Source organism: Erwinia sp. V71 (assembly GCF_965644245.1).
Taxonomy (GTDB): domain Bacteria; phylum Pseudomonadota; class Gammaproteobacteria; order Enterobacterales; family Enterobacteriaceae; genus Erwinia.
The window spans coordinates 1-11,909 of sequence record NZ_CBFFRK010000143.1; the positions used below are offsets into that span (position 1 = coordinate 1).

An 11,909-nucleotide genomic window follows, 5' to 3' on the forward strand; every position below is an offset into this window, starting at 1 on the left:
GCAGGATAGCTTATCGGTAGCTAACCGTCCCTCCATCCACATGACCAAGCGTTGCACTTATTATCTGAATTCGCGCAGAGGTAATACCAGAAACCGAAGCCTTCCACCCACAATAACGGATAGAACAGCATCAGCGGCGCGCCAATTAACAGGAAAAAGCGCCGGCGACCAAAGCGTTTGCCGAGCCAGGTATTGCCAAAATTATCGGTTAAGTACCCCATCAGCGGGTTACTGATGGCGTCAATCACGCTGGCGACCGAAAAAATAAATGAGGCCTCCAGCAACGTCAGGCCACAGAACGTGGTATAGAAGTAGAGTAACCAGGCGCCAGCAATCGCCAGCGCGCCACTCCCCAGCAAATTGCCACCGCCGTAGGCCAGCTGATGCCCCAGCGTAACCCTACGTCCTCCCGCCAAAGGTGCTGCATTGTTTGCCATAGTGTTAACGTCTCTTTTATTAAATGAAATATCGTTTCATTTTTAATGAATGGTTGTTTTATATAATTAAGAGGCGCGGCATGTTGTGACCGATGTCACTTTAAAACATCAACTTAGTTTTTTAATCCAATTCTGCGATGCAGCTAACAACTGGCGTACTGCGAACATTTTCAGCAATGGATATAAATTATCCATCGTTCGCTGACGTCCGCTTTCTCCCTACAATGGATTTTAATTGCATGATTTCTCATCAAATAACAAGGATAAGGGATGAAACGAAGCGTTTACTCACCCGTCAGTGTATTACGCATCAGCGTGCTGTCTGCGCTGACACTAACCGCCAGTTTCGCCGTGACAGCACAGGATAAACCTGTTGCGGGCGGCGTACTGACGGTCGCGCTGGGCAGCGATACCCCGATTATCGATCCCTCGATCACCGCTTATTCCGTCACCGCGCTGGTCACGCGCAACGTGGTGGATTCGCTGGTGGGCCAGGCAGAAGATAACCGCTTTACGCCATGGCTGGCGGAGCGCTGGGAAATCAACAATAACAATACCGAATACACTTTCCATCTGCGCAAGGATGTCACCTTCAGCGATGGCACGAAGCTGGATGCGGCGGCGGTAAAATATAACTTTGACCGTATTCTCGATCCGAAAACCACCTCCAGCTACTCCAAATCCCTGCTGGGGCCGATTGAGTCCATTACCACTCCCGATGAGTACACGGTGGTGTTCCGTTACAAAACGCCGTTCGCCCCGCTGTTGCAGGGTCTGAGCCTGCCTTATCTCGGCATTCAGTCGCCGACCTATCTGCAGAAAACCGCCAATACCAGCAATACGGTGGTCGGTTCCGGGCCGTTTATTCTCGACTCGTTTGTCAAAGGCAGCGGCAGCAAACTCAGTAAACGCGCCGACTATCACTGGGGGCCGGGTTATGCCAGCCACCAGGGCCCGGCATGGCTGGATAAGATTGAATTTAAATATCTGCCGGAATCCGCGGTGCGTCTGGGTGCGCTGAACAGCGGTCAGGTGCAGGTGATCGACGCCATTCCGCCGGTCAACTTCGCGCAGGTACAGAAAAACAGCAAACTGGAAGTGGTCACCCGCGTAAACCCCGGCATTCCGCGCGTGCTGTATCTGAACACCACCCGTGCGCCATTCAGCGACGTGAAAGTACGCCAAGCTTTCCTCAGCGCCATTGACCGTGCGACAGCCGTAAAAGCCGCGTTCTTTGGCACACTGAAACCGGCGGACAATATCCTCGGACCGGCCACGCTGGATTACGATCCGACGGTCGCCAAAAGCTGGGGCTTTGATATCAGTAAAGCCAACCGCCTGCTGGATGAGGCGGGCTGGAACAGCAAAGATGGTGAAGGTTACCGGGTAAAAGACGGCAAGCGTCTGAGTGTGACTTTCGCTTATACCCCTTCCAGTGTCGAAGCCGCGGATGTGACGCTGTTCCAGGCGGTACAGTACCAGGTGAAACAGGCAGGATTTGAACTGAAGCTCGATCCGGTGGATGCCGGTATCTTCTCCAGCCGTGGCAGCGATAATGACTATGACATTATCTCCAACTACTTCGTGCGCCCGGAGCCGGACATCCTGCGTACCGTGTTCCATTCCGCCTATATTCCGCCGAATGGCAATAACTACACCCGCGTGACCGCGCTGGACAGCAAACTGGAAGCCGCCGTCGGCGCCAGCAGTGAAGAACGCAAACGTCTGTACGCCGATATCCAGCACGAAATCATCGGTCAGGCGTATGCCGTGCCGATCTACCTGCCGGCTTTCCAGCTGGGTAAAGCAAAACAGGTGCAGGGAATCAACTGGGCCACCAACGCCAAACCGAACTTCTATGATGCCTGGATTAAGCCTTAATTTGCCCGCTATCGGCAAACGTCTGCTGACCATCGTCGCCGTACTCTGGGGTGCGGCGACCCTGACGTTTATTGCCGTCAAACTGATCCCTGGTGATCCGGTCTCTATCCTGATTGGCAGCGCTAACAGCGTAGTGGATGACAGCTACCGTCAGGTACTGGTTCACCAGTTTGGCCTCGATCAGCCACTGTGGGTGCAGTATCTGCGTTACTGTGCCAGCGCGCTGAGCGGCGATCTCGGCCAGAGCTATCAGCTTCGTCTGCCTGTTATCCAGGTGATTGGCACCGCCTTACGTGAAACCATCCCGCTGGCGCTCAGTGCATTACTACTGGCACTGGTGCTGGCGGTAATTAATGCCCTGGTGACCGCCGGACGCCACTATCGCCTGCGCAATCTGCTGGCGGGCGTGGAACTGATCCTGCTCAGTACGCCAGTGTACTGGATCGGCATTCTGCTGCTGACCCTGTTCAGTTTCGAATTGCAGTGGTTTCCGGTGACCGGCAATGAGGGTCTGATCTCGCTGGTGTTGCCGGTGATCACCCTGAGCCTGCCGCTGACTGCGGTGCTGAGCCAGGTGCTGCGTGACGGACTGGAAGAGGCGCTGGCACAGCCGTTCGCCGTGACGGTACGCACGCGTGGCGTCAGTGAAACACTGCTGCGCCTGCGTCACGCCCTGCGCCATGGCGCACTGGCAATCTCCACCCTGACCAGCACCCTCCTCGCCAGCGTGCTGGGCGGCTCGATTCTGACGGAAACGGTATTTGGCCGCGCGGGCCTCGGCCAGATCACCCTCAGTGCGATTGAAAACCGTGATATGCCGCTGGTGCTGGGCATCGTGATGTTCTCTGCTCTGCTGTTCGTCACCATCAACCTGCTGATTGATGCGCTGTATCTGCTGATCGATCCGCGTCTGCGCAGAAAGGAGCACGGCCATGAGTGAGAATGTGGCGGCTGTACGCCTCACTTACCGCAATCCGTGGCTGACGCCCGGCACCCTGATCCCGGCGCTGATGGTCCTGCTGCTGGCGGCGACGGTCTTTTTCCCCGCGCTGTTCACTCGCTGGCAGCCGGATGATGTCGACTTCTCTGCCATTCTGCAGCCACCGGGAGCAGCACACTGGTTTGGCACCGATCAGCTGGGGCGTGATGTCTGGAGCCGGGTGGTGTATGGCAGCGCGCTGTCACTGACCATTGGCGTTGGCGCAACGCTGATTTCCTGTTTGGGTGGCATTCTGCTGGGGGCGCTGGCAGCACTGGCGCCAAAAGCACTGCGCCAGTTGCTGGTGCGTTTGCTGGATATCTTACTGGCGTTTCCCGATCTATTGCTGGCGCTGCTGGCGATTGCGGTGCTTGGCCGCGGCGCGGAAAACACCCTGCTGGCTGTCGGGCTGGCGGGCATTGCCGGTTACGCACGACTGGTGCGTTCACAGGTGTTACAGGTTCGCTTGTCTGGCTATATCGAACATGCTGTGGCGCTGGGTGAAACGCCGCTGCGCATTATTCTGCGTCATATTATTCCCAACACAGTACGTCCCCTGTTGATCCTCGCGACGATCGGTATCGGCCATGCGGTGCTGGCGGCTTCTGCCCTGAGTTTTCTCGGTCTGGGCGTGACACCGCCGACGGCCGAGTGGGGAGCACTGCTGTCAGAAGGGCGCAATTTCCTCGACAGCGCGCCGTGGGTCAGCCTGCTGCCCGCCAGCGTGATTGCCTTGTCAGTGATTGCCATCACCCTGCTGGGACGTCGTTTACAAACTATTGTGGCAAAAGGTGGACAGTAAATGAGCGCTTACCAGACCCCCTCCTCCATCCCTCCACTGTTGCGTGTGGAACAGCTGAGTGTCAGCTTCCCGTCCGCGCGTGGTGTGGTTGAAGCGGTGAAATCCTTATCCTTTACGGTGCGCCCGGGTGAAGTGGTGGCGCTGGTGGGGGAATCCGGTTCCGGCAAATCGGTGACGGCTCGTACGCTGGTGGGACTGGCGGGTGCTGGCGCCCGGGTACAGGCGGAAGTGCTGCAACTCAGTCAACATGATGGCAGCCTGACGGACTTACGCAATCCCGATGCGAAAAGCTGGCAACAGATACGTGGCCGCGAGATAGGTTTTGTGCTGCAGGATGCCCTTACCTCCCTCGACCCGCTGCGGCGTATTGGTCAGGAGGTGGCCGAGCCGCTGCGCACCCACCGGCTGGCTCGTGGCGCAGAACTGACGCAGCGGGTACAGGCACTGCTGACGCAGGCAGGGATTGCCGATGCGCCAAACCGCGCTGCACAATATCCGCATCAGCTGTCCGGCGGCTTACGCCAGCGCGCCCTGATAGCGTCTGCTCTGGCGGCCGGCCCACGTTTGCTGATTACCGATGAACCCACCACCGCGCTGGACGCAACGGTGCAAAAGCAGGTGCTGAAAGTGTTTCGTGAGCTGGCGCAGGCTGGCCATGGCGTACTGCTGATCACCCACGATCTGGCGGTAGTAGCGGATATCGCCGATCGTGTGGTGGTGATGTATCAGGGTCAGCAGGTTGAAAGCGGCGCGACGCGTCAGGTGCTGACGGCACCACAGCATCCTTATACCCGCCGTCTGCTGTCGGCGATCCCCACTGCACATACCCGCGGACGCTGGCTGACCGGCAGCGACCCGCTGGCAGCATCAGCGCAACCCCCTCTGCGCAGCAAGGCGACGAGCAATGATAACGCGCCGCCCGTGTTGTCAGTAAATAATGTCTCCGTCGCCTTTACCTTACCGGATGGTGTAAGGCTGCAGGCGGTTAACCAGGTTTCACTGCAGGTGGCGCGCGGGGAAACGCTGGGTATTGTCGGTGAATCCGGTTCCGGGAAAACCACACTGGGGAAAATGGTGCTGGGTTTGCAATCGCCTCAGCAAGGTGAGATCCAGCTGCTCGGCCAGCAGTGGAGCCAGCTGAAAGAGCGCGAACGACGACCACTGCGCCCCCGGATACAAACTATTGTGCAGGATCCGCTCGGCTCTTTTGATCCACAATTTACTGTTCAGCAGTTGCTCCAGCAGCCACTGCGGCTGCACAGCACACTCAGTCGCGCACAGCAGCAACAGCGCATTCTGCAACTGCTGGCGCTGGTCGGGCTGAGTGCGGATCTGCTGCCCCGCCGTCCTGGAGCGCTGTCTGGCGGGCAGCGCCAGCGGGTCTCCATCGCCCAGGCACTGGCCTGTGAGCCGGATATATTGATTTGCGACGAGCCGGTATCGGCACTGGATGTGACGACCCAGGCGCAGGTGCTGGACTTGCTGGTGGCGCTGCAGCGCAGGCTGCAACTGTCGATGTTGTTTATTTCGCATGATCTGGGCGTGGTGCAGCATATGAGCCAGCGGATTGCGGTGATGAAGGCGGGAGAAATTGTCGAGACAGGCAGCGTGGAGCAGATTTTCACTCAGCCGCGTCATGACTATACCCGGCTGTTATTGTCGGCGGTGGAAGTGGTGCCTGCGGCGGAGGTGGCGTGACAGCTGAAACCCGGTAGTGACAGTTACCGGGTTTTGGCTTCCGCTAACGGCTTATAGCCAAACTCGTAGTGTTCGACATATGCGCCCAGCTTATTTATTCGTGCGGTAACCCACATCCCATCCATTCCTCGCTGGCGGTATTTTCCGTCCAGTCTGACCTCTTCTTTACTACTACAAAGCAGGCGCCAGCGGTCAGTATGCTTCTCTCTGATCCAGATCCCTGCTTCACAGCGGCTGTTTTTGCCACGCGAAGGGCCGGGAAACGTTATTTCATAGTCGGTGATGTAGCGGATGGTTTGATCGGGGAATAAATAGATCCAGACGTCGAAACTATTAAGCGGTAAAAAAAAACCGATAAAAGCACCGAACATAAACTTCTCGCCCACATACTTCAGCTTCTTTCCTGCAGGCTGGGAATCTCGCTGACAGAACGCTCGCCAGGCAAAACCCACGCCCAATACACCTGCCAGTGTGAGATAAATCGTCTCCGCGGGCAGGGATTTGATGAGCACGGTGCTACGGGAAATATTCAGTGCCCATAGCATGTAGTAGCAAAATGCTAGGATGGGCGCAGATACCACACAGCCCCAAATAACCTTACGCACCATCGCAGCGGAAAACTGACCGCGTTTAATGTTGAGATAATTACCACGCATTCCCTGTGTTCCCCCGCAGCTAGCCTCCGGGCTACCTTATTGCCAAACCTGATTAAACCGACGCCAGCTTACGCAGCCGTTTTTCCTCATACATCGCCGCATCGGCATCACGCACCGCCATATCCGGCGATGAATGCACAGGATCGACCGCAATCACGCCAATACTGGCGCCGGCATAATCAATGAAGCAGGAATGCAGATCGTATTTGCCTTTTAGCAGCGCCGCGAGTCGCTGCTGAAACGCGTGTTTATCGTGATGACTTTCATTGCAGATATTCGGCCCAATACAGGCAACAATAAATTCATCACCGCCAAGGCGACCGATAACTTCATCGGTTACCGTGCCATGTTGCAAACGCTGCCCTACCGCCACTAAAAAGGCATCGCCGGTTTTATGGCCATAGAGATCGTTAATCTGTTTAAAACCGTCCAGATCGGCAAAAGCGATCAGTACATGGCGCGAATCACGTTTCGCACGGGCAAACAGAGCGGGAAGCTGATTGAATACAGAACGGCGATTAGGCAGGCCGGTTAATTCATCCGTAAAGCTGGCGGTACGCAGTGCGGCATTGGCTTCCCGCAGCTCATCAAGCAGTTGCTCTTTGCGGATATACTGCGCAATCAGTTCAGCAAACAGTTGCAGAACCTGCTCCGCACGAGCTGACAGCTCACGGCTTTGCGTACTGGCGGCGCAGAGTGTGCCATACAACTCACCGTCGCCCAGCCGGACAGGAGTACTGACATAGGTGGTAATCCCCAGCGCTTTGGCGGCTTCAGAATCGCCCCAAACACTGGCGACATCACAGGTATAACGCTGCCCGGAATCCAGTGCCCGTTTACACAGCGTATCCTGCCAGGGAACCGCCAGCCCTTCCGGGATCTGCATTTGCTGGCTGTTACGTGAATAGAGAATATGCTGCTGTAAACCCTCAGTATCAATGCGCGTCAGATAAGTGGATTCCATATCAGTCACCAGCTCAAGCATCTCCAGCAACTGGCGAACGAAACCCTCAAGCGTTTTTTCCGATCCGAGCGCTGCGGAAATACGCTCAATCACATTTTCAGTCATAAATCAGGTGTTCCTGTTCCCAGGTGTTGGTGTCGGTAAAAGTCACAAGGCAAGCGGCGCAATGGCTCGCTCACAGCATTGCTGCTGAAAAATTGTATAGTTGTATTACGCATCCGGGTCGCGTTCAGGCCGCGCCAATGTGCGCTATTGCTGAGATATTAATCGGCCATTGTGTAGAAACTTTTAATGTCAGTTTCAAACTCGCCCGATAAATTGCGGGTTATTTAACCACATTTGAGTTAAGTATATGACAGCGATATTACGAATATATTGTCCCACTTTGTGAGACGCTGGCAGAAAGTGTAACAAAGTCAAATCAGGGATATAGCATCGTATGTTAAACCCTGTGCAGAATATTTTGCCATAAACACAACGCCTAGCAGATAATATTTTTTTATATTTAAGCCTGTTAATGTGCTTTGGGATTTTTCTTAATCAACATTAACATCGCTGCTCCAATACTCAGTGACGGGCAACGAGTTGTTTTATGGCTAAGCATATAGTATCAGGGCTGGTAGGTTGTTTTCTGTTAATCGCGTCACCATTAACGCATGCAGAAAATGCGGTCCCTCAACCACAGGAAGGGAACTGGGTCGCACCTGAGTTCAGCTTCAACAGCGGTGAAAAACTGAAAGATCTGCGCATTCACTACTACACCCTCGGTGATCGCAGTAAGCCTGCAGTGTTGTTACTGCATGGCACCAACCAACCGATTAGCGCACTGTTAGCCAAAGGATTTGGTGGCGAGTTGTTTGGCCCGGGACAGCCACTGGACAGCAGCAAATATTTTATCATCATGCCGGAAAGTATTGGTTCTGGTAAATCATCCAAACCGTCTGATGGCCTGCGGATGAAATTCCCGCAATTTGATTATAACGATATGGTGCAGGCACAATATCGTTTAATTAAAGAGGGACTGGGTATTAGCCATCTGCGTCTGGTGATGGGTTATTCCATGGGCGGGATGCAAACCTGGCTGTGGGGTGAGAAATATCCTGGCATGATGGATGCGTTGGTGCCAATGGCATCGCAGCCAAATGAATTATCCGGTCGTAACTGGATGATGCGCCGCATGTTAATCGAATCGATTAAAAACGATCCGAGCTGGGATAATGGTAATTACCGTCAGCAGCCAGCATCGCTGAAATATGCCAGCAATATGTTCAGCATTGCCACCACTGGCGGCACGCAGGCTTATCAGAGCAAAGCGCCAACCCGTGCGCAGGCAGACAAGCTGATTGACGAGCGTCTTGCTGCACCGCTGACCAGCGATGCCAACGACTTTATTTATATCTGGGGTTCATCGGCGAATTATAATGCCGCACCGGATTTAAATAAAATTAAAGCACCACTGCTGGTAATTAATTCCGCTGACGATGAACGCAACCCGGTAGAAATCAGCACCCTGGATAGTGACCTGAAAAAACTGAAAAAGGCTGAATTGTTCCTGATCCCAGCCAGTAAAGACACCAGTGGTCATGGCACCATGATGTCAGTAAAATTCTACAAAGAAAAATTGCAGGCCTTTTTGGCCAACACCAGTAAATAAAATAATACGTCATTACTCCGGCCGGCAATAAGCTTATTTATTGCCGGTCATTTTCTCTTCGCTTTCTTTTTTATGGTTAAAAACTGAATCGCTGTCAGACTCTCGCAGAGCGTCAGCGTTTACACTTTTTTAGCAACTGGCAACAGGGAATACGCTATGTTTCGTAAAATAAAGATTCGCACTGCACTCAGCTCCATGATTTTCTTACTCACCGCATTATTACTCTTTGTTGGCGTACTGGGATTAGTGGCCGTTCAGTCGGGTGATAAATCCTTTGCCCGCGTCGATAACGAAGTTCTGCCAGGCCTGGTCGCCCTGAATGACAGCTCTGAGCTGTTACTGCGTGCCCGCCTTGACCTGCGTCTGTATGAATCACTGATGGGTAACGGTGACGCTGATAAAGCAAAAGTGGCGCTGGATCGCGCTCGCGGCAAAATTGATGGCGCCAACGGCAAATGGCAGGAATATCTGCAATATCCGCAGACCGAAGAAGAAAAAGTGATTTCCGGTGAAATGGCAACCAGCCGTGCCACCCTGATGAAAGAGTTTATCGAGCCGGGTGTTGCCTCACTGCAGGCAGGTAATCTCGACGATTACCGTCAGCGTGCAGGTAAATCCACGGCGCTGTATGCCGCGTTTGATAAAGCCTCCAAAGCACTGGTCTCCTTCAAGCTGAAAAGTATCGATCAGGCCTGGGCAGATTCAAACCAGCGCGTGACCCATATGCAGTACACCCTGTATACCGCCATTGTCTGTGCGCTGGTGCTGGCAGCACTGGCATGGATGGTGCTGACCAGGCTGGTCGTGAAGCCGCTGAACCAGGCAATTACCGTGTTTGACCGTATTGCCGAAGGCGATCTGCGCGCCAAAATTGATATCAGCGGTAAAAACGAAATCGCCCTGCTGTTTGCCGCGGTACAACGTATGCGTGACGGTCTGGAAGAGATGGTTCTGGTGGTGCGCAGCGGCACCGACGCCATCAGCACCGGCGTGGAAGAGATTGCCTCGGGTAACATCGACCTTTCCAGCCGTACTGAGCAGCAGGCTGCGTCACTGGACGAAACCGCGTCAAGCATGGAACAGATCATGGCGACGGTGAAAAACAACGAAGACAACACACGTAAAGCGAACCAGCTGGCGCAGCAGGCATCTGGCACCGTATCACGCGGCAGCCATCTGGTTGCTGAAGTCATCGATACCATGCGTTCGATTAAAGAAGGTGCGTCCAAGATTGGCGATATCGTGGGTGTGATTGATGGTATTGCCTTCCAGACTAACCTGCTGGCGCTGAACGCCGCTGTTGAATCGGCCCGTGCCGGTCAGTACGGTAAAGGCTTTGCCGTGGTCGCATCTGAAGTGCGTACCCTTGCCCAGCGCAGCGCCACTGCCGCGAAAGAGATCAGCACTGTGATTGATGCCTCTCTCAGCCGTATTGAGAAAGGCGCCGGACTGGTGGAAGTCGCCGGTAACACCATGGATGAAGCCCAGCAGGACGTGAAAAAAGTGGTAGATATTATGGATGAAGTGATGCTGGCGTCAGGTGAACAGACGCGTGGTATTTCGCAAATCAATATCGCCATTAACCAGATGGACGGCGTCACCCAGCAGAACGCCTCGCTGGTTTCTGAAGTCGCGACGGCCGCCAGCGCACTGCAGCAGCAGGTCATTCATCTGCAGCAGTCTGTCACCCGCTTCCAGGTGGAGAGTGACAACTTCCTTACCGACCGTCATAACGGTGATTTCCGCCAGAATATCGCCCTGCTGAACGCACGCTAAGGTTTTACCCCGCTCCGGGGCCTGGTGGCAGGTCCCGGACATCTCTCCTTTTGCTATACAGAACCCGACGCCTCCCCCTCTCTGACAGCTATCCTGCGCACGACACTTACTACTCACATTTCCCATCGATGTCGTGATGCTCATGATGTTTATTGCCTTTTCAATCCTTTTTAAAATTTCAGGCTAAAAAATAAAATGTGAACGTGCACATTTTTGTTTTTTGTGTGATCTGGATCGTTTTTCTGCTCTTGATGCGAAATGTGAACGTGCACATAATGCATGTCAGTTGAATTTGAGGCGAATTATGAAAATCACCCAGCTAAATGTCTACGATGTCGATCTCAGGCACCGGGCCCCCGCCCATAACCTGATCGTGATTGAAATTGAAACCGATGAAGGCATCAGTGGTATCGGTGAAGTGGCGATGAGCTACGGCGTTGGCGCCAAATCAGTGATCCCGGTATTAGAAACACTGGCGAAAAAATTCCTTATCGGGCAGTCACCTTTCGACTCTGAACGCATTTTTCAGCAGTGTTTTGATAACAGCTACTGGGCGCGCGGACGTTCACTGGCGATTTATGGTGCGATGAGCGCAATTGATATGGCGCTATGGGATATCAAGGGCAAAAGCCTTAACCTGCCCATTTACCAGCTGATGGGGGGTAAATGCCGGGACAGTATCCGCCTGTATGCCAACCACTGGTACTTTGATGCCTGGCGTCCGGAGGAGTTTGCCGAAAATGCCCTGCGTGTCGTGGAGGATGGTTACACCGGACTAAAATTTGATCCGTTTAAGATGTCGCCGCAGGGGGAAAAATCCACGCCATCGCGTCCGGTTAGCAAAGAATGGGGCGATATGGCAATAGCCCGGGTGAAAGCGGTGCGTGAAGCCGTCGGGGAACATATCGATATTATGCTCGATCTGCACGGCTGCCTGAATGTCTCTGATGCAATTAAATGGGGAAGGCAATTAGAAGCATTTAACCCCGGCGGATTCAACTCCGAAGTGCAACGCTAAGCCGCCAATCTTAGCTCTGCAAACACCACAGACGGTTGCCTGAA

At 54.1% G+C, this 11,909-nt stretch carries 9 protein-coding genes and 1 pseudogene; 7 read left to right on the forward strand and 3 right to left on the reverse strand.

The annotated features are described in order from the left end of the window. Nucleotides 1-74 precede the first annotated feature (74 nt). Nucleotides 75-437 (reverse strand): annotated as a pseudogene (locus tag ACSZO1_RS19825) (MFS transporter); the annotation flags it as partial. Nucleotides 438-707: 270 nt separating this feature from the next. Here ACSZO1_RS19825 and ACSZO1_RS19830 point away from each other — a divergent pair. From ACSZO1_RS19830 to ACSZO1_RS19845, 4 genes are read left to right on the forward strand one after another with little or no spacing between them, the layout of a single operon-like run. Continuing rightward, complete coding sequence (locus tag ACSZO1_RS19830) at nucleotides 708-2,318, forward strand: ABC transporter substrate-binding protein (RefSeq protein WP_437615720.1); 1,611 nt, start codon at nucleotides 708-710, stop codon at nucleotides 2,316-2,318. Next, nucleotides 2,296-3,258 (forward strand): ABC transporter permease, encoded by a 963-nt coding sequence (locus tag ACSZO1_RS19835; RefSeq protein ID WP_437615722.1) that lies wholly within the window; start codon nucleotides 2,296-2,298, stop codon nucleotides 3,256-3,258. The genes ACSZO1_RS19830 and ACSZO1_RS19835 overlap by 23 nt, the downstream gene beginning before the upstream one ends. Next, nucleotides 3,251-4,099 (forward strand): ABC transporter permease, encoded by an 849-nt coding sequence (locus ACSZO1_RS19840; RefSeq protein WP_437615724.1) that lies wholly within the window; start codon nucleotides 3,251-3,253, stop codon nucleotides 4,097-4,099. The genes ACSZO1_RS19835 and ACSZO1_RS19840 overlap by 8 nt, the downstream gene beginning before the upstream one ends. Further along, on the forward strand, nucleotides 4,100-5,797 hold the full coding sequence (locus ACSZO1_RS19845; protein WP_437615726.1) for a dipeptide ABC transporter ATP-binding protein: 1,698 nt from the start codon (nucleotides 4,100-4,102) through the stop codon (nucleotides 5,795-5,797). It abuts the gene before it with no gap. A 23-nt stretch (nucleotides 5,798-5,820) separates the two neighbouring features. Here the strand turns inward: ACSZO1_RS19845 and ACSZO1_RS19850 are convergent, their stop codons facing one another. Both ACSZO1_RS19850 and ACSZO1_RS19855 read right to left on the reverse strand, forming a co-directional pair. Next, nucleotides 5,821-6,453: a hypothetical protein gene (locus tag ACSZO1_RS19850; protein ID WP_437615728.1), complete on the reverse strand. Its 633-nt coding sequence runs from the start codon at nucleotides 6,451-6,453 to the stop codon at nucleotides 5,821-5,823. Between the two features lie 52 nt (nucleotides 6,454-6,505). Further along, a complete protein-coding gene (locus ACSZO1_RS19855) occupies nucleotides 6,506-7,522 on the reverse strand; it encodes a sensor domain-containing diguanylate cyclase (protein WP_437615730.1) in 1,017 nt (338 codons plus the stop codon). 487 nt (nucleotides 7,523-8,009) lie between these two features. Here ACSZO1_RS19855 and ACSZO1_RS19860 point away from each other — a divergent pair, with 487 nt between their 5' ends. The 3 genes from ACSZO1_RS19860 (at nucleotide 8,010) to ACSZO1_RS19870 (ending at nucleotide 11,865) form a co-directional block, all read left to right on the forward strand. Beyond that, nucleotides 8,010-9,071, forward strand: coding sequence for an alpha/beta fold hydrolase (locus tag ACSZO1_RS19860; RefSeq protein WP_437615732.1), 1,062 nt, complete (start codon nucleotides 8,010-8,012; stop codon nucleotides 9,069-9,071). Between the two features lie 156 nt (nucleotides 9,072-9,227). Further along, nucleotides 9,228-10,847: a methyl-accepting chemotaxis protein gene (locus ACSZO1_RS19865; RefSeq protein WP_437615734.1), complete on the forward strand. Its 1,620-nt coding sequence runs from the start codon at nucleotides 9,228-9,230 to the stop codon at nucleotides 10,845-10,847. A 304-nt stretch (nucleotides 10,848-11,151) separates the two neighbouring features. Further along, on the forward strand, nucleotides 11,152-11,865 hold the full coding sequence (locus ACSZO1_RS19870) for a mandelate racemase/muconate lactonizing enzyme family protein (RefSeq protein ID WP_437615736.1): 714 nt from the start codon (nucleotides 11,152-11,154) through the stop codon (nucleotides 11,863-11,865). The last annotated feature ends 44 nt before the right edge of the window (nucleotides 11,866-11,909 follow it).